At 45.4% G+C, this 25,357-nt stretch carries 29 protein-coding genes; 14 read left to right on the forward strand and 15 right to left on the reverse strand.

The window, feature by feature from the left end; all coding sequences use genetic code 11:
- The first annotated feature begins 208 nt into the window (after positions 1 to 208).
- Both lpcA and NL644_RS10105 read left to right on the forward strand, forming a co-directional pair.
- Positions 209 to 784, forward strand: a complete 576-nt coding sequence (gene lpcA / locus NL644_RS10100) for a D-sedoheptulose 7-phosphate isomerase (protein ID WP_005380392.1) — start codon at positions 209 to 211, stop codon at positions 782 to 784.
- 51 nt (positions 785 to 835) lie between these two features.
- Positions 836 to 1,681: a class II glutamine amidotransferase gene (locus tag NL644_RS10105; protein ID WP_006741678.1), complete on the forward strand. Its 846-nt coding sequence runs from the start codon at positions 836 to 838 to the stop codon at positions 1,679 to 1,681.
- Between the two features lie 370 nt (positions 1,682 to 2,051).
- On the opposite strand, the gene purN is transcribed toward NL644_RS10105, so the two are convergent.
- Positions 2,052 to 2,708, reverse strand: coding sequence for a phosphoribosylglycinamide formyltransferase (gene purN, locus NL644_RS10110; protein ID WP_253658362.1), 657 nt, complete (start codon positions 2,706 to 2,708; stop codon positions 2,052 to 2,054).
- A 151-nt stretch (positions 2,709 to 2,859) separates the two neighbouring features.
- Positions 2,860 to 3,900 (reverse strand): phosphoribosylformylglycinamidine cyclo-ligase, encoded by a 1,041-nt coding sequence (purM, locus tag NL644_RS10115; protein ID WP_054867197.1) that lies wholly within the window; start codon positions 3,898 to 3,900, stop codon positions 2,860 to 2,862.
- Between the two features lie 179 nt (positions 3,901 to 4,079).
- On the opposite strand from purM, the gene upp reads away from it, so the two are divergent.
- A complete protein-coding gene (upp, locus tag NL644_RS10120) occupies positions 4,080 to 4,706 on the forward strand; it encodes a uracil phosphoribosyltransferase (protein ID WP_041852906.1) in 627 nt (208 codons plus the stop codon).
- A gap of 118 nt (positions 4,707 to 4,824) precedes the next feature.
- On the opposite strand, the gene NL644_RS10125 is transcribed toward upp, so the two are convergent.
- The gene (locus NL644_RS10125) at positions 4,825 to 6,078 is read right to left on the reverse strand and encodes a uracil-xanthine permease family protein (RefSeq protein ID WP_053809782.1); all 1,254 of its coding nucleotides are present in this window, start codon (positions 6,076 to 6,078) and stop codon (positions 4,825 to 4,827) included.
- A 365-nt stretch (positions 6,079 to 6,443) separates the two neighbouring features.
- On the opposite strand from NL644_RS10125, the gene NL644_RS10130 reads away from it, so the two are divergent.
- Positions 6,444 to 7,652 carry a DUF2066 domain-containing protein gene (locus NL644_RS10130; protein ID WP_085342903.1) on the forward strand — a complete coding sequence of 403 codons (1,209 nt, stop codon included), beginning with the start codon at positions 6,444 to 6,446 and terminating at the stop codon, positions 7,650 to 7,652.
- A gap of 140 nt (positions 7,653 to 7,792) precedes the next feature.
- Here NL644_RS10130 and NL644_RS10135 read toward each other — a convergent pair whose 3' ends face one another.
- Genes NL644_RS10135 through NL644_RS10150 form a run of 4 tightly spaced genes read right to left on the reverse strand, consistent with a single transcriptional unit; the run spans position 7,793 to position 10,644 of the window.
- A complete protein-coding gene (locus NL644_RS10135; RefSeq protein WP_012841511.1) occupies positions 7,793 to 8,233 on the reverse strand; it encodes a DUF2069 domain-containing protein in 441 nt (146 codons plus the stop codon).
- A gap of 22 nt (positions 8,234 to 8,255) precedes the next feature.
- Complete coding sequence (wrbA, locus tag NL644_RS10140) at positions 8,256 to 8,825, reverse strand: NAD(P)H:quinone oxidoreductase (RefSeq protein ID WP_012841512.1); 570 nt, start codon at positions 8,823 to 8,825, stop codon at positions 8,256 to 8,258.
- Positions 8,826 to 9,176 (reverse strand): arsenate reductase (glutaredoxin), encoded by a 351-nt coding sequence (gene arsC / locus NL644_RS10145; RefSeq protein ID WP_005380410.1) that lies wholly within the window; start codon positions 9,174 to 9,176, stop codon positions 8,826 to 8,828.
- A gap of 16 nt (positions 9,177 to 9,192) precedes the next feature.
- Positions 9,193 to 10,644 carry a M48 family metallopeptidase gene (locus tag NL644_RS10150; protein ID WP_046875521.1) on the reverse strand — a complete coding sequence of 484 codons (1,452 nt, stop codon included), beginning with the start codon at positions 10,642 to 10,644 and terminating at the stop codon, positions 9,193 to 9,195.
- A 257-nt stretch (positions 10,645 to 10,901) separates the two neighbouring features.
- On the opposite strand from NL644_RS10150, the gene NL644_RS10155 reads away from it, so the two are divergent.
- Together NL644_RS10155 and NL644_RS10160 are read left to right on the forward strand one after the other, a co-directional pair.
- Positions 10,902 to 11,138, forward strand: a complete 237-nt coding sequence (locus NL644_RS10155) for a sulfurtransferase TusA family protein (protein ID WP_046875522.1) — start codon at positions 10,902 to 10,904, stop codon at positions 11,136 to 11,138.
- Position 11,139: 1 nt separating this feature from the next.
- Entirely contained in the window at positions 11,140 to 12,213 is a 1,074-nt protein-coding gene (locus NL644_RS10160; RefSeq protein ID WP_253658363.1) for an AI-2E family transporter, read from the forward strand.
- A 76-nt stretch (positions 12,214 to 12,289) separates the two neighbouring features.
- Here the strand turns inward: NL644_RS10160 and bcp are convergent, their stop codons facing one another.
- Both bcp and NL644_RS10170 read right to left on the reverse strand, forming a co-directional pair.
- Entirely contained in the window at positions 12,290 to 12,760 is a 471-nt protein-coding gene (gene bcp / locus NL644_RS10165) for a thioredoxin-dependent thiol peroxidase (protein WP_005380418.1), read from the reverse strand.
- 16 nt (positions 12,761 to 12,776) lie between these two features.
- Positions 12,777 to 13,319, reverse strand: a complete 543-nt coding sequence (locus tag NL644_RS10170) for a glycine cleavage system protein R (protein ID WP_012841515.1) — start codon at positions 13,317 to 13,319, stop codon at positions 12,777 to 12,779.
- A 479-nt stretch (positions 13,320 to 13,798) separates the two neighbouring features.
- On the opposite strand from NL644_RS10170, the gene dapA reads away from it, so the two are divergent.
- Both dapA and bamC read left to right on the forward strand, forming a co-directional pair.
- Positions 13,799 to 14,677: a 4-hydroxy-tetrahydrodipicolinate synthase gene (dapA, locus tag NL644_RS10175; protein WP_012841516.1), complete on the forward strand. Its 879-nt coding sequence runs from the start codon at positions 13,799 to 13,801 to the stop codon at positions 14,675 to 14,677.
- An 80-nt stretch (positions 14,678 to 14,757) separates the two neighbouring features.
- Positions 14,758 to 15,777 carry an outer membrane protein assembly factor BamC gene (gene bamC, locus NL644_RS10180; RefSeq protein WP_006741687.1) on the forward strand — a complete coding sequence of 340 codons (1,020 nt, stop codon included), beginning with the start codon at positions 14,758 to 14,760 and terminating at the stop codon, positions 15,775 to 15,777.
- Positions 15,778 to 15,883: 106 nt separating this feature from the next.
- Here the strand turns inward: bamC and NL644_RS10185 are convergent, their stop codons facing one another.
- From NL644_RS10185 to NL644_RS10200, 4 genes are read right to left on the reverse strand one after another with little or no spacing between them, the layout of a single operon-like run.
- Positions 15,884 to 16,087, reverse strand: coding sequence for a DUF2897 family protein (locus NL644_RS10185; RefSeq protein WP_253658364.1), 204 nt, complete (start codon positions 16,085 to 16,087; stop codon positions 15,884 to 15,886).
- A complete protein-coding gene (locus NL644_RS10190) occupies positions 16,084 to 16,782 on the reverse strand; it encodes a M15 family metallopeptidase (protein ID WP_182034642.1) in 699 nt (232 codons plus the stop codon). The genes NL644_RS10185 and NL644_RS10190 overlap by 4 nt, the downstream gene beginning before the upstream one ends.
- A 14-nt stretch (positions 16,783 to 16,796) precedes the next feature.
- Positions 16,797 to 17,933 (reverse strand): succinyl-diaminopimelate desuccinylase, encoded by a 1,137-nt coding sequence (gene dapE / locus NL644_RS10195; protein WP_047008854.1) that lies wholly within the window; start codon positions 17,931 to 17,933, stop codon positions 16,797 to 16,799.
- Positions 17,934 to 17,951: 18 nt separating this feature from the next.
- Positions 17,952 to 18,302: an ArsC family reductase gene (locus NL644_RS10200; RefSeq protein ID WP_048625863.1), complete on the reverse strand. Its 351-nt coding sequence runs from the start codon at positions 18,300 to 18,302 to the stop codon at positions 17,952 to 17,954.
- A gap of 292 nt (positions 18,303 to 18,594) precedes the next feature.
- On the opposite strand from NL644_RS10200, the gene NL644_RS10205 reads away from it, so the two are divergent.
- On the forward strand, positions 18,595 to 18,882 hold the full coding sequence (locus NL644_RS10205) for a helix-turn-helix domain-containing protein (RefSeq protein ID WP_005380433.1): 288 nt from the start codon (positions 18,595 to 18,597) through the stop codon (positions 18,880 to 18,882).
- A 34-nt stretch (positions 18,883 to 18,916) separates the two neighbouring features.
- Here the strand turns inward: NL644_RS10205 and NL644_RS10210 are convergent, their stop codons facing one another.
- A complete protein-coding gene (locus tag NL644_RS10210) occupies positions 18,917 to 19,249 on the reverse strand; it encodes a DUF4156 domain-containing protein (RefSeq protein ID WP_081441201.1) in 333 nt (110 codons plus the stop codon).
- Between the two features lie 3 nt (positions 19,250 to 19,252).
- On the reverse strand, positions 19,253 to 19,606 hold the full coding sequence (locus NL644_RS10215; protein WP_253658365.1) for a DUF2956 domain-containing protein: 354 nt from the start codon (positions 19,604 to 19,606) through the stop codon (positions 19,253 to 19,255).
- Positions 19,607 to 19,749: 143 nt separating this feature from the next.
- On the opposite strand from NL644_RS10215, the gene NL644_RS10220 reads away from it, so the two are divergent.
- The 5 genes from NL644_RS10220 to NL644_RS10240 all read left to right on the forward strand — a co-directional run bounded on the left by NL644_RS10220 (position 19,750) and on the right by NL644_RS10240 (position 25,276).
- Entirely contained in the window at positions 19,750 to 20,235 is a 486-nt protein-coding gene (locus NL644_RS10220; protein WP_012841521.1) for a DUF2919 domain-containing protein, read from the forward strand.
- Positions 20,236 to 20,280: 45 nt separating this feature from the next.
- Positions 20,281 to 21,183, forward strand: a complete 903-nt coding sequence (locus tag NL644_RS10225) for a Dyp-type peroxidase (protein WP_139060391.1) — start codon at positions 20,281 to 20,283, stop codon at positions 21,181 to 21,183.
- A 143-nt stretch (positions 21,184 to 21,326) separates the two neighbouring features.
- Positions 21,327 to 22,460, forward strand: a complete 1,134-nt coding sequence (locus NL644_RS10230; RefSeq protein ID WP_046875529.1) for a flagellin — start codon at positions 21,327 to 21,329, stop codon at positions 22,458 to 22,460.
- 263 nt (positions 22,461 to 22,723) lie between these two features.
- Entirely contained in the window at positions 22,724 to 23,857 is a 1,134-nt protein-coding gene (locus NL644_RS10235) for a flagellin (RefSeq protein WP_005393103.1), read from the forward strand.
- A 288-nt stretch (positions 23,858 to 24,145) separates the two neighbouring features.
- A complete protein-coding gene (locus NL644_RS10240) occupies positions 24,146 to 25,276 on the forward strand; it encodes a flagellin (protein ID WP_006741693.1) in 1,131 nt (376 codons plus the stop codon).
- The last annotated feature ends 81 nt before the right edge of the window (positions 25,277 to 25,357 follow it).

Consider the following 25,357-nt stretch of genomic DNA (forward strand, 5'->3'; position numbering starts at 1 on the left):
GGTTTCATGAGCAAGTTGACAAGTTTATTACCATCACCAATCTAAATCTGTTGGTTCACTATCGACACTAATTCTCGTTTGTGGGTAAACTCAGAGTAATCAAACCCGAGTTCAGGTTTATGAAATGTCCGATACCAAATTGGTATCAGAACAATTTGCTCAGTGAATCTAGGACTGACTGAAGCCGAAATAATAAAGAGAACGTCTTATGTACCATGATCTGATTAGAAGTGAATTAAACGAAGCTGCTGAAGTGCTCAACAAATTTTTAAGCGATGACCATAACATTGCGCAAATCGAAGCAGCGGCGAAAATGATTGCTGACTCATTCAAGCAAGATGGTAAAGTACTGTCATGTGGTAACGGTGGTTCTCACTGTGATTCGATGCACTTTGCCGAAGAGTTAACAGGCCGTTACCGAGAAAACCGTCCTGGCTATGCTGGTATTGCTATTTCAGATCCAAGCCACCTTTCTTGCGTGAGTAATGACTTTGGTTATGACTTCGTGTTTTCCCGTTATGTAGAAGCGGTTGGCCGAAAAGGTGACGTACTGTTTGGTCTGTCGACTTCAGGTAACTCAGGTAACATCCTGAAAGCGATTGAAGCGGCGCAAGCGAAAGGCATGAAGACGATTGCGCTAACAGGCAAAGATGGCGGCAAAATGGCAGGGCTTGCCGATATTGAAATCCGCGTGCCACACTTTGGTTATGCAGACCGTATTCAGGAAATTCATATTAAGATTATTCATATCATCATTCAGTTGATTGAAAAAGAGATGGAATAGTCGTTTCACGGCCACCTTTTCGAGCTGTGTTGTTAGGGAGTTTTTTTAATCATGTGTGAATTGCTCGGTATGAGCGCTAATGTTCCGACGGATATTTGTTTCAGTTTTACCGGGCTCATGCAGCGTGGAGGTCGAACTGGCCCACACCGTGACGGATGGGGAATTACCTTCTACGAAGGGAAAGGTTTTCGAACTTTCAAAGATCCCAAGCCAAGTTGTGAGTCGCAAATTGCAGAGTTAGTGCAAAATTATCCTATCAAGAGTCGTGCTGTCGTTAGTCATATCCGGCAGGCGAATCGTGGTGGTGTTAATTTAGAAAATACTCATCCCTTTACACGTGAGTTATGGGGTAGGTATTGGACGTTTGCGCACAACGGTCAGCTCTCAGGCTATCAAGACTTACATACGGGTCGACACCGACCTGTCGGCGAGACAGATAGCGAACTGGCCTTTTGTTGGTTGCTGAAGCAAATGGAAGATCGATATCCTGAGCCGCCAAAGGATATGGAATCGGTATTCTTATATGTTGCTAAATGTTGTGATGAGCTAAGAGAGAAGGGTGTATTTAACATGCTTCTGAGTGATGGTGAGTATGTAATGACGTATTGCACCAATCATTTGTATTGGATCACGAGACGCGCACCGTTTGGTAAAGCCGCTTTGCTTGATGAAGATGTGGAAATTAACTTCCAAGAAGAAACAACGCCACATGACATTGTTTCTGTGATCGCGACTCAACCTTTAACGGGTAACGAAGCTTGGCAGCGGATGAAACCTGGCGAGTACGGCTTGTTTCACCTAGGTGAACTAGTGAAAAACAATGCCTCTGAACTGGTGAATGTGCCGTTTGCAGCGGCGAAACCGGGCAATCAGGCGCCAACTGAGCCGTTAGAATAGCGGTTCATTCGGAACAACTCGTAAAGCTCGCTTAATCGCGAGCTTTATTTTTATGCGTTTAAACCGAGGGCGGATACTGGTGAACTCTCATACTTTCTAGCCTCCTAGTCTCGCTAAGGCTTGCCGGAAAGATGGAACTGATAGAAATTTCTCATAAAACACCACGTCATTCTGAACGGTGAGGAACGAACCAGATTCAGAATCTACTTTCCGAGTGTCGTGTTACTCAAGTGGTTATGGGATTTTTTAGAATGTTGGGTTTTAGGTTTCTAGTCTCACTACGGCTTTCTTGAATCAAGTTTATATGTTTCAAAATAACAAAAGGCAGCTCTCAGGCTGCTCTTTTGTGTTTGGAGTTTGGTGTTCAGGACTACTCATCGGAGGCGTAGCCGTGTGTGCCAAGCTCTGCGCCATCTAAATAGGCTTTACCATCCTTCATGATTAAGCGCTCATCTACTAACCACTTCGCCACCATAGGGTAGATTCGGTGTTCCTGAGCCTGAACACGCGCTGCAAGTACACTAGCATCATCGTCTTCGAACACCGGAACTTTTGCTTGCAGTATGACAGGGCCACCATCAAGCTCTTCAGTTACAAAGTGCACACTCGTACCATGTTCTTTGTCGCCAGCATCTATTGCTCTCTGGTGTGTGTGTAGCCCAGGATATTTTGGTAGAAGAGAAGGGTGGATATTGATCATCTTACCCATGTAATGAGAAACAAACTCGCTGCTCAGAATACGCATGTAGCCCGCCAGAATAATCACGTCTGGTTGGTATTCATCGATTTGACTCATTAGCTCTGCATCAAAGCTTTCACGCGAGTCGAATGCTTTAGGGTCGACAAAGTGACCGTCTACATCAAATGTTTTTGCACGTTCTAAACCAAAAGCATCGGCTTTGTTAGAGAACACGGCTGCCACTCGTGCGTTTGGCATGCTGTCTTCGCAAGCTTCCAAGATAGCTTGCAGGTTACTTCCGTTACCCGAGATGAGGACCACAATGTTTTTTAGGGTATGGTTTTTCATGATGTCGAGAGTGCCTTGGTATTGTAGGTTGGAGTTATGTAGCTTCTAAACTACCTACTAATAGAATGGTTTTTATTGTTCTAGATAGCAAAATGAGGACCTAGTCATCTAGTGTCCTCATTCTTTTTATCTTGTGAGCTCGATTTGCAAATTATTGGATTTCAACTTGCTCTTCATTCGCTTCAGCTTGAGCGATTTGACCAATCACCCATGCGTTTTCACCTTCTTCTTGAAGAAGAGCAACCGCGGCTTCCGCTTGGTCTTTAGGTAGTGCGACGATTAGACCCACACCACAGTTGAATGTACGGTACATTTCGTGTGTGTCGACGTTGCCTTTCTCTTGTAGCCACTTGAAGATCACTGGCCATTCCCAGCTGTTACCATCGATAACTGCTTTTGTGCCTTCAGGCAGCACACGTGGGATGTTTTCCCAGAAACCACCACCAGTGATATGAGAAATCGCATGGATGTCGTGTTTCTCAATCATCTTAAGTGCTGATTTGATGTAAATCTTAGTTGGTTCTAGTAGGTGCTCACCGATAGTGCGACCTGCTAGTTCTTCGTTCTTATCTGCACCTGATACTTCTAGGATTTTACGGATAAGGGAGTAACCGTTTGAGTGTGGGCCGCTTGAGCCAACAGCGATAAGTGCATCACCAGCAGCGACTTTCGTGCCGTCAATCACGTCTTCTTTTTCTACTACGCCAACACAGAAACCAGCTACGTCGTAGTCTTCGCCTTCATACATGCCAGGCATCTCCGCAGTTTCGCCACCAATTAGGGCGCAACCTGCTTGAACACACCCTTCAGCGATACCTGAAACAACATCCGCTGCGGTATCAACGTCTAGTTTGCCTGTTGCGTAATAATCTAGGAAGAACAGTGGCTCTGCGCCTTGCACGATAAGATCATTTACACACATCGCAACAAGGTCGATGCCGATAGTGTCGTGCTTGTTCATATCCAGTGCTAGGCGAAGCTTAGTACCTACGCCATCAGTACCAGAAACCAGTACAGGTTGTTTGTATTTGGTTGGCAATTCGCATAGCGCGCCAAAACCACCGATACCACCCATAACTTCAGGGCGACGAGTACGTTTTACCGCACCCTTAATACGATCCACAAGCGCGTTGCCTGCATCAATATCTACACCAGCGTCTTTATAGCTAAGAGAAGAGTTGTTACCACTCACAGGGAAGTCCTCGGTATTAAGTTGGATATGAAAACGGCGCTATTCTAACAGTGCTTAAACATAGATAGCAAACGTTTGCGTCTGTTTTTTTCTTTAGTGATTTATCCTGATATCCCTGTAAAAATCATGTATAATCTGAAGGTTTGTTTAAATATTGCCAACTATAGCCGGAGATGGACATGAAAGTTGTTGAAGTAAAGCACCCTCTAGTAAAACATAAAATTGGTCTAATGAGAGAAGGTGACATCAGCACAAAACGTTTTCGTGAGTTAGCGACTGAGGTCGGTAGCCTACTTACTTACGAAGCAACGTCAGACTTTGAAACAGAAAAAGTGACCATTGATGGTTGGAACGGTCCGGTAGAAGTAGACCAAATTAAAGGTAAAAAAGTAACCGTAGTACCAATCCTACGTGCAGGTCTAGGCATGATGGACGGAGTTCTTGAGCACATGCCAAGCGCACGTATCAGTGTTGTTGGTATTTACCGTGATGAAGAAACACTTGAGCCAGTTCCTTACTTCAACAAGCTTGCTTCTAACATCGATGAGCGTATTGCGCTTGTTGTTGACCCAATGCTTGCAACGGGTGGTTCTATGATTGCTACGATTGATCTTCTAAAAGAGAAAGGTTGTAACCAAATCAAAGTGTTGGTACTTGTTGCTGCACCAGAAGGTATTGAAGCGCTAGAAAAAGCACACCCAGATGTGGAGCTATACACTGCGGCCATCGATGAGAAGCTAAATGACAAAGGCTACATCGTACCGGGTCTAGGTGATGCAGGTGATAAGATCTTCGGTACTAAGTAATTCTTTAATGTATTACTACGACTGAACAGAAAAAAAGGCTTGGTGAAAACCAAGCCTTTTTTATATCTATAATACGAGAAGAATAAAATGCGCCACTCAGTAAAGCAGCGCAGACGCACTATTTCGCGTTCTCTTCTTCCATTTGTGCGTTATCTACAACGTGGTTTTCACCTAAATCGTTTGGTAGCACAAGGTTAAGAATAATTGCCACGATACCGCATAGGCTCACACCTTGTAGGCTGAACTCGCCAATACCGAAAGCCATACCGCCAATACCAAATACAAGTGTTACGGCAACGATCACTAGGTTGCGAGACTTATGTAAATCAACGTTATTCTTGATCAGTGTGTTGAGGCCTACTGTGGCGATAGAGCCGAACAGCAGAATCATGATACCGCCCATGACAGGTACTGGAATCGTTTGAAGAACCGCGCCTAGCTTACCTACCAATGCAAGTACGATTGCAGTGATCGCAGCCCAAGTCATGATCACAGGGTTAAATGCTTTGGTTAGCATTACCGCTCCTGTAACTTCACTGTAAGTGGTGTTTGGTGGAGCACCCACCATCGAGGCTGCGATAGTTGCCACCCCGTCACCTGCGATTGTGCGATGAAGGCCAGGTTTTTTCAGGTAGTTTTTACCTGTAACGTTTGAGATAGCAAGCATGTCACCTACGTGCTCTACCGCAGGTGCGATAGCGACAGGAATCATGAACAAGATTGCGTTTATGTTGAACTCTGGCGCGGTGAAGTTTGGCATAGCTAGCCAAGCCGCTTGTGCTACTGGAGTGAAATCAACCACACCGTAGAATAGAGAAACAGAGTAACCAGCAAGAATACCACCAACAATAGGAACGAGCTTCAAAAAGCCTTTTGCAAACACGCTTAGTACAATGGTTGTGAGCAGTGAGACCGCCGAGATGATGATCGCAGCATCACCATTAACAAGCTGTGCAGCACCATCACCGGTTTTACCTACCGCCATGTTCACTGCTGTTGGAGCAAGGCCAAGACCAATCACCATGATCACAGGGCCAACGACAACAGGCGGGAGAATTTTATGGATAAATCCAACACCACGCACTTTGATCATCGCCCCTAGAGCCACATAAACCAAGCCCGCTGCCATTAAGCCGCCCATCGTTGCGCCGATACCCCAAGTTTGGATACCGAACATAATAGGAGCAATAAACGCAAAAGAAGAGGCAAGGAAGATGGGAACAGAACGTTTAGTCATTAATTGGAAGAGGAGAGTACCGACACCGGCACCAAAGAGGGCGACATTTGGATCAAGGCCAGTTAGCAGCGGCACAAGCACCAAAGCACCAAAAGCGACAAAGAGCATTTGAGCGCCTTGTAACGCGTTTTTCATAATAATTCCCTATTTTCAAGATACGCAGACAAATCCGGCGAATACTATCATCCTGCAATCGTTTGCAACGTTGCATGGATCAAACTTTCGATTGAATCTTTCCCATAAATAGCGTTTTTGAGAGTTAGTTGCTTGCAAATTGGCCTCTTTTACGAGTCTTGCGTGACGATGAAAAATGAACTGTCTAACTTGTTGAGATAGCTGGATAAGCAATGAGTTTATTATGAAAAACAACGCTAGAGTGCTCGTTGAGACCCGAGTTAACAAAACTGGTCATAATACAGACAATTTACTCAGTACTTACCTTGCTCAAGATTTGATAGTTGCTTATTATTCGGGTTCTTGTTCAGAGGATTATAAAAACTATGCGCTATTTAGCTCTCTTACTGATAGGTTGGTTGTCCCTACCAGTATATGCATTAACTCAGGTGGATATCTATCGTGCCGAAGTGGTTATCGACAGTGAGCAGAACGACGGTGAGTCTCTGGCTCGTCAACAAGGTATGCAGGATGTGATTGTTCGAGCGACCGGTTCTCAATCCTCTTTAAGCAATCCAGTGATTAAAAAGGCACTTGGTTCAAGTGCGCGTTACATTTCCCAACTGAGTTATGGGCAGGTTGATGGAAAAGCGAGCTTAAAAATGTTGTTTAACAGCGACCAAATCAGCTCGCTTTTAACACAAGCACAATTGCCATCTTGGTCGCCAAATCGCGCCAATATTTTGGTTTGGATGGTGGAAGAGCAGGGCTACGATCGTAATATTGCTTGGGAGCATTCCGACTCTTCAAACGTTGTAGCACTTCGCAGTGCTGCGAAATCGAGAGGCTTGCCGATCACGATCCCGGTTGGTGATTTTGATGATGTAACTGGTGTGAATGTTTCTGATCTTTGGGGCGGCTTTATTGAGCCTATTGGCCAAGCCAGCCAGCGATACCCAGCGGATGCTGTTTTAGTTGTGCGCGCTCAAGGTGAACAAATTCGCTGGACGTTATACGATCAATCACCAATGAGAATTGTTGAAGCACAGCGCTCTCCGCGTAACGGTTCCGCATCAGGCGCCAATGCCATTGCTGAGATGGTTGATGGCATCGCTGACTACTACGCGAGTAAGAGCGCAGTGGTAGTATCTGGAAAATCTTCAAAAGCGTTGGCGGTGAAAGTCCTTAATGTAACGTCTGCCACGGACTTCTTCCGTTTAGAGAATGCGTTAAAACAACTTAATTCGGTTGCGGGTACGGAAATTAAGCGTGTCCAAGGTGATGAGCTGACGCTCAACATCCATCTTTTGGCATCTCAACAAGCTTTTGAGAAAGAAGCTTCTTCTATTTCTCAATTAATGGTTTTTGAAGATCCTTTGGGTGAAGTTGATGCCCCAGCTTTAACTCAAGAAGCAGAGCCAATTGCTCCGATGAATGAGGCGAAAGATACAGCTATGGTAGAAAAAGTGCAGTCTGAAGTGCCTGCGGATATCGCGGCGGAAGCAAAGGACGAAACGCACCCAACTCAGCCGATGATTGTGGAGCCTGCCCGAGAACAGTATGACTTGATCTACGAGTGGCGCTCGGCATCGTAATTGCGTTGATAGCGTTCCAGGCGTCAAGCGCAAGGATCAAACACCAATGTGGTAAGCGTAAAAAAGAGTCGCAATCGCGACTCTTTTTGTTTTCTAAATTCGTATTCGAACCAATGCTCAGTGATTGAATGAGATTGGCGTTATTTATTGAATTTCGCTTTTTCTTCTTTTTCTACTTGAGAGAGGCGCTTCAACTTAAGACCTAGCTCTTTGCCTCTCGCTCTAGCAAACAAAATATTGCCAGCGAAACCGAGTGAAGTCAGGAGCAACTCTACTGCCGCAAGCCAACGTTCTCCACCATCCACATAAAGGATGGTCAGCGCATGCAAGAAATACAGCATAAGAACAAAGTTAGCCCAAGCATGAGTGTAAGGCTTACCAGCCAAAATACCAGGCAACGGAAGTAATAGCGGAATACACCAAGCAATAGCAAGTGTTGTGCTGCTAAGGTGAGGGTGAGGGGACAACGCAAGCTGCCAAATTGCGACCCAGGCTAATAAGGCTAAGTTGCCAAATAAAGCTAGGTAACGATAGGTTTTAGCCTGTGTACCGAGTGGTGTTTGGTCTAAAGAGTCAGACATCGATTAACTATCCTTGATTTTACTAACAGACTTTTAGTTTTAACGCTGCAGTTGCCAGCCTTTTGCCTAATTGTTGTGCCAGACGAATCTCTTCACTGCTGAGGGTTGCCTCATGGCCTACACTGCTGGCGCCATACGGAGTGCCTCCGGACTGCGTAGTGTGTAGCTCTGGTTCGGCATAAGGAATGCCCAAAACCATCATCCCGTGATGCAATAAAGGGGTCATCATGCTTTGTAACGTTGTTTCTTGACCACCATGCATCGAAGAGGAAGAGGTAAAGACACAAGCTGGCTTATCGATTAAGTCACCACTGACCCATAAAGATGTAGTCTGATCCCAGAAGTGCTTTAAAGGCGCAGCCATGTTGCCAAACCAGACGGGACTGCCAAACGCTAGACCGTCGCACGTTTTCAGTTCCTCTAGAGTAACAATTGGATCAGAAGGGGAGTGTGAGTGAGGTGACAATTCTTCAACTGTACGCAAAATTGCTTGGCATTGAGGAGTCGATTCGACTCCTCTTGCTATCTGTCTTGCCAGTTGTTTTGTCGAGCCGTGACGGCTGAAATACAAAATAAGGATCTGGCAATCCATTTATAGAATATCCAACACTTGCTCTGGTGGTCGACCAATTTTCGCTTTGCCGTTGGCAACTACCACCGGACGCTCAAATAATTTTGGATTTTTCGCCATTGCTTCGAACAATTGCTCATCGCTAACAGAGTCTTCGCCTAGGCCAAGTTCTTTGTATTCGCTTTCTTTGGTGCGCATCATTTCACGTACAGATGAAAAGCCAAGTTGTGCGTACAGCGCTTTTAGCTCATCTACGTTAAGTGGTGTGTCTAGGTATTTGACGACTTCCGGTGTAACACCATTTTGCTCAAGCAGTTCAAGTGTTTGACGGCTTTTTGAGCAACGAGGGTTGTGATAAATCACGACTGACATGGTTTTCTCCATTTCGTTATTGTAATGCCATGAATCGATCTCTTTGGATCATGAGTTGGTCAATACGGGCATCGTATCGAGCTTGCTCTAAGCTGCCCAACTTGGCCATTTTACTTGCTTCACTATAATATTGAATCGCTTTATTCCAGTTTGCTCGCAACGCCAAAATTTCCGCTCGCGCAGCCAACTCTTCATCACTACGTCCTAGTGCGTGGTAGCTCTTCGATATTAGGTGCCAGCCATTTGTATCTTCAGGATAATCATGAGTGTATCGCTGAAGAACTCGCGTGGCTTGATCGTTTTTATTGTCCTCAAGTAGCGCATTGGCATAGTTAATGGTCAATACTTTATTTTGAGGGTTCCGAGATAACGCTTTACGGAGCATATCGGTTGCTTTTTCTGGCTGCTTCTTCTCGATATATAAATCCGTCATAGCATCCAGGTAGAACGGGTTACTTGGGTCCTGCTCCAGCAACTTTTTCAAAATAGGTTCCGCTTGAGACAAGCGTTTGCTGTCTAAATGTACGAGTGCTCGCCCATAGTCAAAAGCAGGTGTGATGTCCGCAGAGGCTTTCTTTTGAGTTCGCTCAAACCAGCCCAAAGCAGCTTGTCCATCAATGCCAGCGTAACGAGCCACAATGCGCGCACGCGCTAGGTGATAGTCTATTGAAGGCACAACACGCATTGGTGGATAGGTTCTTGCTCGCGCACGGCTATCGGTAATTCGATCTTCAGGTAGAGGGTGAGTCAGGAGCATTGGTGGCGGTTTACTCGCATAACGATACTCATCAGCAAGACGGCCAAAAAACCTTGGCATTGCTTGAACATCAAAACCAGCTTTTGCCAGTGTTGAAATACCAAAGCGATCCGCTTCTTTTTCATTCGCGCGAGTGTAGTTGATTTGGCTTTGCATGTTACCTGCGGTTGCCGCCGTAATTGCAGCCATCCCCGCTTCTGGTGAGGCAATCGAAAGCAGTAATGCGCCAGCGAGTGCAGCCAATGTGGCCGGAGAGCGACGTGCTTGCTCTTCCATACTGCGCGCAAGGTGGCGTTGTGTGACGTGCGCAATCTCGTGAGCAACTACAGAGGCTAACTCGCTTTCTGAACGTGCATGAAGAAACAACCCAGAGTGCAACGCTACGTAACCACCAAAAAACGCGAACGCGTTAATATTGCGGTCGCGAATCATAAAGAAGTGAAACGGTGTTTTTACATCGTTCGCATTGGCTACTAATCTGTGCCCGAGAGCATCAATATACTCATTGATAACAGGATCATTAACGATAGGTTTACTGGCTCTGAGCATACGCATATAGGCGTCGCCGTAAATCAACTCTTGGTCTATTGAGAGCGTGCCACCAGCAGCCGTACCAATGTCTGGCAAGTCAATGCTATTGGCATAAGTTGTCGGCGAACTGATTGCAGCTGCAAGACATAAGCAAACTAGCGAGCGAGTGCGTTTTAACATACGTTTAAAAGGTTCTCCAAAATACATAAGCATGTGGTTAGAGGCTGAGAACCTCTCAACAGCGCCACATGCGTTTTGGTTATCCGCGAGGATATAAGCTAGCAATAAGACCGGAAATAAATGAATTGGTTTCGTAAATTATTTTATATCCGAGTCATTTCAGCATGTGGTTAAATCATGTCAGAAGTGCTAGCACCAGCTCAAAAAGCCGTTACAATACAACCCTATCATAAGTGCAGAGCAATACAATGGAATCCATGTTACTTGATTTGCGTGAACAACGTTGCCCTATGGCACTGTTACTTGCAAAGCGTCACGCTGCTGAAGTCTTTCAAGGAGAAACGCAGCAGTATCATCAACTTGTTATTCAAGTGGTGGATAACAGCTCTAAACGAGACATTGTGAACTATCTCAGTGCCCAAGGGTACTCAGTTGATTGCCAATCTACATCAGAGCACTACACATTGACTGTATTCAATAAGGAATCCGCATAAGATGTTTGAAATGGTTAGTCGTTGGTATAAACGACGTTTCTCAGACCCTCATGCAGTAAGTCTCGTCGCGATCTTGCTGTTTGGTTTTATCACCATTTACTTCTTTGGGCATTTGATTGCGCCATTGCTTGTCGCGATCGTTTTGGCTTATTTACTTGAATGGCCAGTCGTAAATATGTGTCGCATGGGCGTGCCGCGCACTTTGTCGGTCATCATCGTGATCTTAATGTTCGTCGGGTTGATGTTGATCGCTTTGTTTGGTTTGGTTCCGACGATTTGGACTCAGGTCGGTAATCTAATTAACGATATTCCAAACATGTACAACGGGTTACAAAAGTTTATTGTCACGCTACCAGAGCGTCATCCTGAGTTAGCAAACTTAGAAATTGTAGAAACCGTGGTGACAAATGCCAAAAACCAAGCGTTGGGACTTGGTGAGAGTGTAGTAAAAGGCTCACTTGCGTCATTAGTCAGTATTGCGACGCTAGCGGTATACTTGATTTTAGTGCCACTACTTATCTTCTTCTTACTGAAAGACAAAGAAGAGATGCTAAGAATCGCGAGTGGTGTTTTGCCGAAAAACCGTAAACTCGCGAATAAAGTTTGGCATGAAATGAACGAGCAGATCTCCAATTACATTCGCGGTAAAGTGCTCGAGATTTTAATCGTGGGTGGCGTGAGTTATGTGACTTTTGCCATTTTAGATCTTCGCTATTCGGCGCTGCTTGCCGTAGCTGTCGGTCTATCGGTGTTAATTCCTTATATCGGCGCAGCAGCTGTAACTGTGCCTGTCGCCATCGTTGGTCTGTTCCAATGGGGTCTTGCGCCTCCGTTTTATTGGTTGCTGCTTGCTTACGGTATTATCCAAGCGCTGGATGGTAATGTGTTGGTTCCTGTTCTGTTTTCCGAGGCGGTAAATCTACACCCAGTTGCCATCATTGTGGCAGTGTTAGTCTTCGGTGGCTTGTGGGGTTTTTGGGGCGTATTCTTCGCCATTCCGTTGGCGACACTAGTTAAAGCCGTATGGCATGCCTTACCAAGTACGGAAGAAAACGAACCAGTCGAACAAGAGTAGGCGTTACCAAAGTACAATGCTCAAAAGAAAGCCCAGCAGTTTGCTGGGCTTTTTGTTATTTGAGAACGGATCGCGCTTATGCGTTTTCGTTCAGGTAATTTAATACGACTTCGTGGTGATCTTTGGTTTTGAACTTGTTGAACACGTGTTCAATTACGCCTTCTTCATTGATCAGGAAGCTAATGCGGTGAAGACCATCGTATACTTTACCCATGAATTTCTTTTCGCCCCAAACGCCAAATTGGTCTGCAACGGCATGATCTTCGTCTGAAAGCAGGGTGAAGTTTAAATCATCACGCTCGATGAATTTGCCTAGGCGTTTTACAGGGTCGATGCTTACGCCAAGTACCACCACGTTGTGTGCATCGAGTTCAGCTTTGATGTCACGAAGACCTTTTGCTTGTGTAGTACAACCCGGAGTCATCGCCTTAGGGTAAAAGTAGAAAAGTACTTTCTTGCCTTTAAAGTCTTCAAGAGAAACGGTATTTCCGTCTTGGTCGAGCAAAGAGAAGGCTGGCGCTGGCGAGCCTGCTGTCAGCGTATTCATGGTGATTTCCTTTACTTTATAGTGTGTTTTTAATGAAATTCAGAGAACCTTGTACGTTGAGCGACTGACAAAGTTCATCGAAATCTTCTTGTAATTGCATTAAGTTACAATCCGCACTTACTGATGCGGTAATCGCAATGTGGAATTGGTCCGCATCAAGTTGAATTTTCGACTTACTGATAGTTTGGGCGCTAAGAGAGTCCAAACCAATCTGTTGATCCGCGAAGAACTTAGTAAACTTTTCAGTCAGACCTGGGCGGTCTTCAGACTCAATAAACACTTCCATTGTGTAGCTGTTGTCGAGCAATTCGTGCGCCGACGTACGCTTCATAATCGTAATCAGGTCATGCTCTTGGCCAAGTAGAGGCAATTGCGTCTCTACCCGAGTCACGCTACTGGCGTTCCCAGTTAGGAGCATGATCAGCGTAAATTCACTTCCAAAGATAGCGATACGGCTATCGACTATGTTACAACCGGCTTGAGTAACGAGGTGTACGACTTGGTTACAAATGCCTGGACGGTCCGTTCCAACTGCTGTAAGTACCAGATGTTGCTTCATAAATGAGCTTCTTGTCCTTTCTTCAATAGAGAGATGTTAGCACAGATATTGCGGAGAAATATCGAGTCAGTTCTTTTTTTAGTTTACAAAAAAGTAGGTTGGCTCTTGAGGTGAACGATTGGAGGCAAGCAGTAAACGAGGGAGTTGGGGGGAAATAAAACGTTTGCATGATGTGCTTGCGTATTGTTTGGTCTTTTTATTCACTCAGGTCTGACTTGGTGAGCGCAACCCAAGAGTATATTTTCCTGGCTTGTGCACTTCAGTATTTTCCAAATCACTGATAGATTCTAAAGTCACTCGAAAGCCCAACACGATTATCAATATTGCCGCTAATCAAACCAAATAGAGCAATTAAGTTGCTAGACCTCTAACAACTGATAATTATTCATTCATTTGTACTTTGTAAGCGAGTTTACGCTCTTGTGTTTTTCAATCGCATTACAGTACCATGCAGAAAGAGTTAAATGAGGGAGATAAACATGTTTTCAGGAAGTATCGTAGCGCTGATTACGCCATTCAAAGCAGATGGCGAAGTAGACTTTGACAGTCTGCAAAAGCTAGTAGAGTACCACGTTGAAGCGGGTACAGACGGTATTGTGGCAGTAGGCACAACAGGTGAGTCAGCGACACTGACCATTGAAGAGCATGTAAAGGTCGTTAATAAAACTGTTGAGTTTGCCGACGGTCGCATCCCTGTGATTGCTGGCACGGGTGCAAATGCAACCCATGAGGCAGTAACATTTAGCAAATTACTGGCTGATTCTGGTATTGCTGGCTTCCTGAGTGTGACACCGTATTACAACAAACCAACTCAAGAAGGTTTGTTCTTGCACTACAAAGCAATTGCTGAAGCGAGTGATGTGCCTCTAATTTTATACAACGTACCAGGCCGTACTGCTGTTGATATGCAGCCAGAAACAGTGGCACGCTTGTCAAAGCTTGATAATATCGTGGCTTTAAAAGATGCAACGGGCGATTTGGACCGAATTGCAATTCACCGTGAACTTTGTGGCGAAGATTTTATCTTACTAAGTGGCGATGATGCGACGGGTCTCGATTTTGTGAAACTTGGCGGCAATGGTGTTATCTCGGTAACAAACAATATTGCAGCTAAAGACATGGCAGACATGTTCCATTTGGCAAGCGAAGGTAAGTATGAAGAAGCAGAAGCGATTAACCAACGCTTGATGACTCTACACAAAAACCTTTTCATTGAAGCAAGCCCTATCCCAGTAAAATGGGCAGCGCAAAAGCTTGGTTTAATTGAAGAAGGTGGTTTGCGTCTTCCTTTAACCACACTTTCTGAAAAATCGCAGCCGATCGTTGAACAGGCGTTAACCGACGCCGGTATTTATTAAAATTGAGCTATTAAGATTGAGTTACTAGGATTGAAGTTCATACTGGGGGCCAAAGCGCCCTCGGTGTTTTAGGAGTATAGATGAAGCTTTCAAGCCAGTTAGTGTTAAGTTCATTAGCTGTATTCGTATTGACTGCCTGTTCAGGTGGTGCCAATCAACGTCGTCAAGCAAAAGATGACTTCGAGTATTTGAACTCCCCCAATTTGGGTGAGTGGAATGTCCCACAAGGCGCACAGCCACAGTTTTATCCGAACTATGAGATCCCTCAGGGTAACTATGCTGGTGGTGTAGGTAAAGATGTCGACATTCGTCCACCTCAACAAGTCCTAGAGCTTATTCCTGGTGCACGTCTGGACCGCAGTAGTGATGGTGAAGTGACACTTTGGCTACTTCGTAAAGATGAACTAGATAAAGTTTGGCAAACGGTACAAAACATGGTCGCGGCCAACGAGATTCCAGTTGAAAGCCAAACAGATTCTCGCATCGAGACGGGTTGGGTGACGTGGGATTCGCCAGACGAAGAGCTGGAAATTGGTAGCCGATATGAGATCGTACGTGCTGAAGCAAATGGTCGACACGGCTTTAAAGTTAGTCTTATTGACTGGCGTGAAGGCAATCAAGTGAAAGAAGTAACGGCGACCAACCGTGAGCGCTACAATGTGTTCATGACGAACTTGGTAACCGCTCGCTACGATCAAGAAGTACGTGAAGAAGCACAACGTAAAGCGCAAGAGTTGGTTAAACAGATCCCAATTACAATGGGTAAAGACCGTAGTGGGCTTCCTGTGATTGTCGCGCGCGCGCAATACAACATGCTTTGGCAACGTCTGCCTAATATTCTACCTAAGATGGGCTTTAAGATTGAAGAGCGTAGCCAGTCTCAGGGCACAATCACTGCGAAATATGCGTCTCCGGATGATGAATTCTGGAACGATATCGGCGTTAAACCAGTGGAGTTAGACGCTGGTAAGTACACATTCTTACTTGGCGATTTAGGCAACCGTACGTCTATCAATATTACGGATTCCTCTGGTAAGCCAGTAGAAGAAGAGTTTTTGAAATCACTAGCGCCTGTATTGGCTGCGACGGTGAAGCAGTAACCAAAGCGAACTTAACGCGATACGTTTACACAATAATTGAAAAGGGACCCAGTGGTCCCTTTTTTGATGCTTATATTCGGCGTGTCGGGATAAAGTAGGTGTTTAACTAACGAGGCTCGTTTTTGTTGCTCTCCTCGTCAGCGGAGCGCTGTTTATCCAACGTGTTCAGCTTATCTAAATCGTTCTTACGGCTTTTATCCATCTGACCAAACTTCATTTTTGCGGTGTATTTGAGTGCGGCAATGTTACCAATGACCACGCTCAACACTACAATGATAATGACCCAAGGGTTGGTGAGTATTTCTATCATAGAGCCTCCGGCGGCGTGATATTGTGAATAAATTTGGCAACGACGTTATCCAAATTATTCAGTATGACGTCAATCCCTGCAATGTTGTCGGTCTGATTTTGCTGAATCAGCTGGTTTCTGAGTACATCAGGCGTCAATTGCGCGAGGCACTGTTGCCCGACAGTGCGGTGGCTAATGTGCCAAGGCTCAATCGAAACGCCACCTAAATCTTGCTGATAAGGGAAGAAGAAGCCGAATCGACCAAGGTTGGCTTTTAACCATTGGTAGAACGCTTGTTGGTGGCCTTCAAGGTACTCCCAAGGCTCCAGCTTGAGTTTGGTGTCAGTAGGCAATAAATTGCGCGCATAGACATCAAAATCACAACCCCAATGATGACGACTTCCTCCAGGCAGTGCCGACCAGCGCAAAATGGCCATCAACTTCTCTTCGTCATTTAACTCTGCTTTGTTTAAAGGGCGGGAGTTGACGTCGAGAATTGGCAACTCACCAGAAAACTTCCCGTTCCAGATCGCTTTTTGGCGGTTGAAGTCACGAAAACCACTGGCGATTTCCATTTTAAAACCTGCTTCTGTTGCCGCTTCAATCATCTTTAGCAGATCGTCAGCTACTTCAGGGTGGAGTAGAAACGCTTTTTGACCCACTAAAGTGGATTGCAGATGAGAATCTGTGGTGCCGGTGAGTTGCTCTGGTGTCATGGTGTTCTCGCTGATTACTTCGCTAACAGGTGTTTCAACGTGTTCTCGTACATGTCAGTCAACTTTTCTAGATCGTCCACTTTCACGCATTCGTTCACTTTATGAATCGTAGCATTAACAGGGCCTAACTCTACGACTTGACCACCCATTCGAGCGATAAAGCGACCATCAGACGTACCGCCAGTTGTAAGTAGGGCTGGCTTCGTATCATTCACGTCGGCAACAGCAGCAACAACCGCATCTAGCAGCGCGCCTGTATCGGTCAGGAATGGGTCGCCGTTGAATGTCCATTTTAGATCGTAGTCCAGCTCATGCTTGTCCAATGTTTCGGTAACACGCTGAACAATTGCGTCATTGTTAAGCTCAGTACTAAAACGTAGGTTGAACTGAACATGGAACTCGCCAGGAATGACGTTAGACGCACCAGTGCCAGCCGATACGTTCGGGATCTGGAAGCTGGTTGGTGGGAAATAATCATTTCCTTTGTCCCACTCTGTTGTTGCGAGTTCATGAATCGCGAGTAGAGACTCGTGCACAGGGTTATTGGCTAGGTGAGGATAGGCCACGTGGCCTTGTGTTCCTTTTACCGTTAAATCGCCCGTGATAGAACCGCGACGTCCATTTTTCACCACATCGCCAACCACTTCGGTGCTGGATGGTTCACCGACGATACACATGTCGATATTTTCGCCACGTGCCATCAACGTTTCTACAACACGAACGGTACCATTGATAAATGGTCCTTCTTCATCCGACGTAATTAGAAAGCCGATTGAGCCTTTGTGGTCTGGGTTTTCTGCAATGAAGCGTTCGACAGCAACGACCATAGCGGCTAGCGACCCTTTCATGTCCGCTGCACCGCGACCGTGTAGGTAACCATCAATAATAGTTGGTTCAAACGGATGTGTATCCCAGTGCTCCAGTTTGCCAGCAGGTACCACATCGGTGTGGCCAGCGAACGCAAATAGTGGCGCTTCTGAACCACGGCGAGCCCAGAAGTTCGTGGTGTCTTCAAATACCATCACTTCAATTTCAAACCCGAGTGCTTTTAAGCGCTCGATCATCAAATCCTGACAACCTGCGTCTTCCGGCGTTACAGATTGTCTACTGATCAGATCTTTAGCAAGTGCCAATACTGGACTGTCTGTCATCCTTGAGTATTCCTTTATTTAAGAGTTGAAAATGGTAGCGTATTGATCAGCTTTAAAACCGATATGAAGTTGATCATTCACTTTTAAAATTGGGCGCTTGATCATCGCCGGATTTTCTACCAAAAGAGCGATCGCGTTTTCTTCGTTAAGCGTGTCTTTTTGTTCTTGTGTCAGTTGGCGGTAGGTCGTGCCACGTTTGTTGAGCACCTGTTCCCAACCTAAAGCGCGACAAAATTCGCTTACCATAGCTACATCAACGCCTTGCTTACGGTAGTCATGGAAGTCGTAAGTAATATCCTCAGCTTCTAACCATTTTTTGGCTTTTTTGATCGTATCGCAGTTGGGAATACCAAACATGGTAATCGACATAGTGTTTCCTTTTTTCTTTGTTCTATTTTTCACTGGCGCGGTTAAGACGCACTTAAGTGATTTGGGCTGCTATAGCATCCTATCAAGAAGCAATCAAACTGACAAAATGCGGTGGAAAATATTTTCAGATAGATTGAGATAACTGATGTTACGTAACTTATTTACGATGAATGCACTATAAATCGAATAAAAAATCGTCTAAATCAAATGGAAAAGTCGAGTTATTGATCAAACGCAACATCTCGCTGAGCAAAAACGAAATAATGAATCAGCACAATTTTAGGAGGTGTCAATGGAATTGAGTCCTGTTTTTGCAAGGCGGCTATATTTGGCCTTGTTGGTGGAAAACCTAGAAAGGCCGAATGTGCCAAAGTTGATCGAAAAAACGGGGTGGCCTCGTCGTACAATTCAAGATGTACTCAAGGCGTTACCTGGGATCGGCATTGAACTCATATTCGTTCAAGATGGCCGACGTCATAATGACGGCTATTATCAACTTTCAGATTGGGGGCCTTTTGATAGCCAATGGGTTCTAGAGCGGGAGAGAGATATCGCTAGCAGTCTTGGATTTCGTGCATAAGCCAGCAATTGCTGGCTTTTTTCATATTCAGGCGTCATCCATTGCAGCGGTAAGCGGAGCCCAGCACGCTAAATGAGGTGATAAAATCTTGCGGGGAGACCATAAAAACGGTGTCCGCATCGATAGCCGCTGCATTGTTTTTTAAATCATTCATCGCGCCTTGCATCATCGCGTCATTAGTCATAAAAATGTAGTTATACCAATGACCCTCGCTTCCGGTGACTTCGCCTTTGTATTCGCATCGATCAGGGTTGAACTGAGCGTCAATGCGAATATGAACATCTTGACTTTGAGCATGAGTAAGGTGAGAAGGCATCGTGCAACCAGAGAGAAGTACGACAAAAAGTCCAAGTAACAGGCGTCTCATCAGCTATTTCCCCAATACTATGTAAGCAGCAAAGCCAATCCAGCTCAGAGCGAGCAGTATCCAAGGCAGTTTGCTTGATGCATGGTTTGGCGCATCGTCTGTGATGCTGTCTTGTTCGATAGCCTTTTCATGCTGACGTTGCTTTTCACGTTGCTGTTTTTTCTTCGCCTTATCGGCTTGACGATTTCGCTCTTTTTGCTGCTTCTTATATTGAGCGATGCCTTTTTCGATACCTTGAGCGATCAGCTTGGTTTGCTCTTTGGTTTGCCCCGGTTTCTGTGTGGATTTGGCAATTCTCATCGCTTCGGCTTGAGTTTCTTGAGAAGGCGCTGGGGTAGCTGGAGTTCTTTTTTTCATGTTTCTCATCAACGTCATTGTAAATCTTTGTTTAGTTTACCTGTGTAAGATGATGAAATGAACTTTAGTTCTCATCTTTGCTGGCTTGCAACTCTGAAATGATAGGTTAAAGTGGCGTTTTATCACATTAAGAAGAAGATGTTGTGCGCTACTCGTTTGACCAATATGACGCCCATGGATTTTTAAAAGCGCCGATTATTTTATGGTTTGGATGGATGTTTCTTGTACGTTCATGGGTTGTGTTTGCGATGGCAGGCGTAAGTCGTGATAGTGGCAGTAAGCTACTCGCTATTGTTTATCCAGACTCAAGTACGCTGTATTTGGGTTTGGCGATGGGCATTCCAAGCCTGCTTCTCATGTGGTTGATGGGGCTCCGTCACCCCGATAGAGGATGGGTAAACAGAATTACTCGCTATGGTCGAGAGATCACTTTGATCTTGTGCGGTATCCAACTGGCTCAGACCATGTATCATGTGTATCTGGAACATGGTGTATTCAACTGGGCAAACGCCCTTACCATTACCTTATTAGCTTGGTTTATGATCTATCTTCTAAATGGAAGATGGGTAAAAGACTGTTTTCATGTGCCACAATTGGAGCGCAATGAAGAACAGCCTTCGAAGAATTAAAAACAATAACTTCCCACACCGGGGCAAAGTATAGAGGAAACCTCAATGTCACAAGCTCAAACGGCGATCGTGCCAGAAGCAGGGCCATTTGCACTGTACACTCAACTTAAAGTGAACCAAAACCGTGAAAACGTATTGGATAAGCTGAAAGCACTACCAAAGTTAGTGGAAGAGTTAAATATTACCCAGCCAGGCGCGGCGCTGACCCTTTCTATCGCATTCACAAAATCGTTTTGGCAACACCTCAATGTAGACGCGCCAGAAGAGCTTATTGATTTTACTCAACTTGGCGAAGGAGACATCGTAGCGCCTGCAACGGATGTTGATGTGCTGATTCACTGTCACTCTACTCGTCACGACTTGCACTTTTATGTTCTGCGTAAGTTTCTAGAAGAGACGGCACAAGATGTCACCATTGTGGACGAAACGTATGGGTACCGTTACCTTGATGCTCGTGATATGACAGACTTTATTGATGGGACAGAAAACCCGAAAGGGGAGGCTCGCGCTGATGTGGCTCTAGTAAAAGAGGGCCCATTTGCTGGAGGTAGTTATGTCATGGCTCAACGCTTCGAACATAACCTTGCCGCTTGGAATCGCTTGAATGTCAAAGCGCAAGAAAAAGTGATTGGTCGTACCAAACCAGACTCTATCGAGCTAGAAGACGTTCCTGCTGCATCACACGTTGGTCGCGTTGATATTAAAGAAGAAGGAAAAGGCCTCAAGATTGTTCGTCATAGCTTGCCATACGGGACGGTAACAGGGCCTCATGGCCTGCTGTTTATTTCTTACTGCAATACACTTCATAACATTAAAGTGATGCTAGAAAGTATGTACGGCGTGACAGATGGTAAAACAGACCAAATGCTTCGTTTCACAAAAGCGGTAACTGGTGCGTACTTCTTCGCGCCTTCGCAAGAAATGCTAGCAGAGCTAGCCATCAAGTAAGCTCTCAGACTTTATTTCTTAAGCCCTCCAATTGGAGGGCTTTTGTTTTCTATTTCTATTCCAATCTCTTTTCAAAAAACACTAAACTTTTCTGTTACTTGGTCGATAAATACTCAAAGCCTTAATTTTAGGACCCTTTATTCGTGGCGATCACCGTTAATACCAATGTGGCAGCACTTGTCGCACAGCGTCATTTGACCAGTGCAACGGATATGCTGAACCAATCCATGGAGCGTTTGTCTTCAGGGAAGCGTATTAACAGCGCAAAGGATGACGCTGCGGGTCTGCAAATCTCCAACCGTCTGCAATCGCAAATGCGTGGTTTGGATGTCGCGGTACGTAACGCGAACGACGGCATTTCCATCATGCAAACCGCCGAAGGGGCGATGAATGAGGTGACCAATATCATGCAACGTATGCGTGATTTGTCGCTACAGTCAGCCAATGGTTCAAACAGCAAAGCGGAACGCACTGCACTGCAAGAAGAAGTGACGGCACTTAACGATGAGCTAAACCGCATTGCCGAAACGACCTCCTTTGGTGGGCGTAAACTGCTCAATGGCAGCTTTGGTAAGTCGGCATTTCAAATCGGTGCAGCGTCAGGTGAAGCTGTGCAAGTTGAATTAAAGTCGATGCGCAGCGATGGCATTGATATGGGCGGCTTTAGTTACATTGCAAACGGACGTGCAAGCTCTGATTGGAAAGTAAAAGACGGTGCGAATGATCTTAGTATGTCATTTACGAATCGTTTTGGTGAGACGGAAACCATTCAAATTAATGCCAAAGCTGGCGATGATATCGAAGAGCTTGCGACTTATATCAATGGTCAAACTGACAAAGTCACGGCATCGGTGAATGAAGAAGGTCAGTTACAGCTATTTATGGCTGGAGAAGAAACTTCAGGCACTTTATCGTTTTCAGGTGACTTAGCGAGTGAACTGGGGTTACAGCTAAAAGGTTACGATGCGGTTGATAACATCGACATTACGTCTGTCGGTGGTGCGCAACAAGCCGTGGCCGTCCTAGATACTGCGATGAAGTACGTTGATAGTCATCGTGCTGAGTTAGGCGCGTATCAAAACCGCTTTAATCACGCGATCAATAATCTGGATAACATCCACGAAAACTTAGCCGCTTCCAACAGTCGTATCCAAGACACTGACTACGCGAAAGAAACCACGCAAATGGTGAAGCAGCAGATCTTGCAGCAGGTCAGTACTTCTATTCTTGCACAAGCAAAACAAGCGCCAAACCTAGCATTAACCTTACTTGGCTAATGATCGACCTCGCTCGAATTTAACGCAAAACCTGCCTGTATCGACAGCTCGAAAAGAAGCTTTAGCGAAAGTTTGACGTTTTTTTGCTTTTTTATCTGCTTCATCACGATTCCTTCTCCAAATGAACTTTTTTCAAAAAAATCCAAAGAATTCCCTAAAGAAATCAGTTTGAGCGCCGTTAATAAAAGTAACTTTGAGAGAACTACTTGGTTTTCCGAGACGTCGGAAACCGCTATACCGGAAAATCAATTGGAGAAATCACCATGGCAGTGAATGTAAACACTAACGTATCAGCGATGACCGCTCAGCGTTACCTAAACAACGCAAACTCAGCTCAACAAACTTCTATGGAGCGTTTGTCTTCGGGTTTCAAAATCAACAGCGCAAAAGATGACGCTGCGGGTCTACAAATCTCGAACCGTTTGAACGTACAAAGCCGTGGTTTGGATGTGGCGGTTCGCAACGCGAACGACGGTATCTCAATTGCACAAACCGCTGAAGGTGCAATGAACGAGACCACTAACATTCTTCAACGTATGCGTGACTTGTCTCTACAATCAGCAAACGGCTCAAACTCGAAATCAGAGCGTGTGGCGATTCAAGAAGAAGTGACCGCGCTAAATGACGAACTAAACCGTATCGCAGAAACCACTTCTTTCGGTGGTAACAAGCTACTAAACGGCACACACGGCGCGAAATCGTTCCAAATTGGTGCGGATAACGGTGAAGCCGTGATGCTTGAGCTAAAAGACATGCGTTCAGACAACAAAATGATGGGCGGAGTGAGCTACCAAGCTGAAAGTGGTAAAGGTAAAGACTGGAACGTTGCTGAAGGTAAGAACGACCTAAAAATCAACCTAACGGACAGCTACGGTCAAGAGCAAGAAATCAACATCAGCGCAAAAGCGGGTGACGATATCGAAGAGCTTGCGACTTACATTAACGGTCAAACTGACCTAGTGAAAGCCTCAGTAGACCAAGACGGTAAACTGCAAATCTTTGCTGGCAACAACAAAGTCGAAGGCGAAGTCGAGTTTTCAGGCGGCCTATCTGGCGAGCTAGGTTTGGGCGAAGGTAAAAAAGTAACGGTAGATACTATCGACGTAACCTCAGTTGGTGGCGCACAAGAATCTGTGGCTATCATCGATGCGGCACTGAAATACGTAGACAGCCACCGCGCAGAACTGGGTGCATTCCAGAACCGTTTCAACCATGCAATCAGCAACTTGGACAACATTAACGAGAATGTGAACGCGTCGAAGAGCCGTATCAAAGATACTGACTTCGCGAAAGAAACGACTCAAATGACCAAGTCACAAATTCTATCGCAAGCGTCAAGCTCAATCCTTGCGCAAGCGAAACAAGCGCCAAACTCAGCGCTAAGTCTGCTAGGTTAATTTCAAACCTAAGACGAGAACCTCATTGGCTCGTGGTGAGAGATGAGCGAGTAAACCCAGCTTCGGCTGGGTTTTTTTCTGTCTTTTGGGGACTCAGGATTTCTGCGAATCACGACATTAGAGCTTCATCACATTTCAGTAAGCCAAAGAAAATAATCGCAAAAAATTGAAAATTTCTTCTAAAGGATATTCATCGGTCGCCGTTAAAGGGACTGAGAGAAATGAGATGTACCTAAGTGAGGTGAGAGACACGACGGTACATTCACTAAAGCCTTAAGGAGATCAATTATGGCGATTAACGTTAATACTAACGTTTCTGCGATGACTGCACAGCGTTACCTAAACCAGGCAGCTGACGGTCAACAAAAATCAATGGAGCGTTTGTCTTCGGGTTATAAAATCAATAGCGCGAAAGACGATGCTGCAGGTCTACAGATTTCAAACCGCTTGAATGCACAAAGCCGTGGCCTAGACATGGCGGTGAAAAACGCAAACGACGGTATTTCTATTGCACAGGTTGCTGAAGGTGCAATGAATGAATCTACCAACATCCTACAACGTATGCGTGACCTATCGCTTCAATCTGCGAACGGTTCTAACTCAAAAGCAGAACGTGTTGCGATCCAAGAAGAAGTAACAGCGCTAAATGACGAGCTAAACCGTATTGCTGAAACTACCTCTTTCGGTGGTAACAAGTTGCTGAACGGTACATACGGTACGCAATCTTTCCAAATCGGTGCAGACTCAGGTGAAGCAGTGATGCTTTCTATGGGTAGCTTGCGCTCAGACACTTCTGCAATGGGTGGCAAGAGCTACGCAGCAGAAGAGGGTAAAGATGCATCTTGGACTGTTGGTGAGAAAACTGAGTTCAAAATGAGCTACACCAACAAACAAGGTGAAGAGAAAGAGCTATCGATCAGCGCAAAACAAGGCGACGACATTGAGCAGCTAGCAACGTACATCAACGGTCAAAACGATGATGTAAAAGCGTCTGTTGGTGAAGATGGCAAGCTACAAGTATTTGCTTCTTCTCAAAAAGTTCAAGGTGATGTTGAGTTCTCTGGCAACCTAGCGGACGAGATCGGCTTTGGCGGCCCGAAAGACGTAACAGTGAAAGACATCGACGTAACAACAGTAGCAGGCTCTCAAGAAGCTGTGGCTGTTATCGACGGTGCCCTGAAGTCAGTAGACAGCCAACGTGCGTCACTTGGTGCTTTCCAAAACCGCTTCAACCACGCAATCAGCAACTTAGACAACATTAACGAGAACGTTAATGCGTCTAACAGCCGTATTAAAGATACTGATTACGCGAAAGAAACCACTGCGATGACTAAGTCGCAAATTCTTCAGCAAGCAAGTACTTCAATCCTGGCTCAAGCGAAGCAGTCTCCATCTGCAGCGCTAAGCTTGTTGGGCTAAGTGGTTGACCCAGCCTGAGGTAAATACCTTAGTGCTGGGGCACCAAAGCGATAGGTTCTATCGTTAGCCCATAAGGTGGAA

Source organism: Vibrio sp. Y10_XG_PY6 (assembly GCF_024181795.1).
Classification (GTDB): Bacteria; Pseudomonadota; Gammaproteobacteria; order Enterobacterales; family Vibrionaceae; genus Vibrio; species Vibrio diabolicus.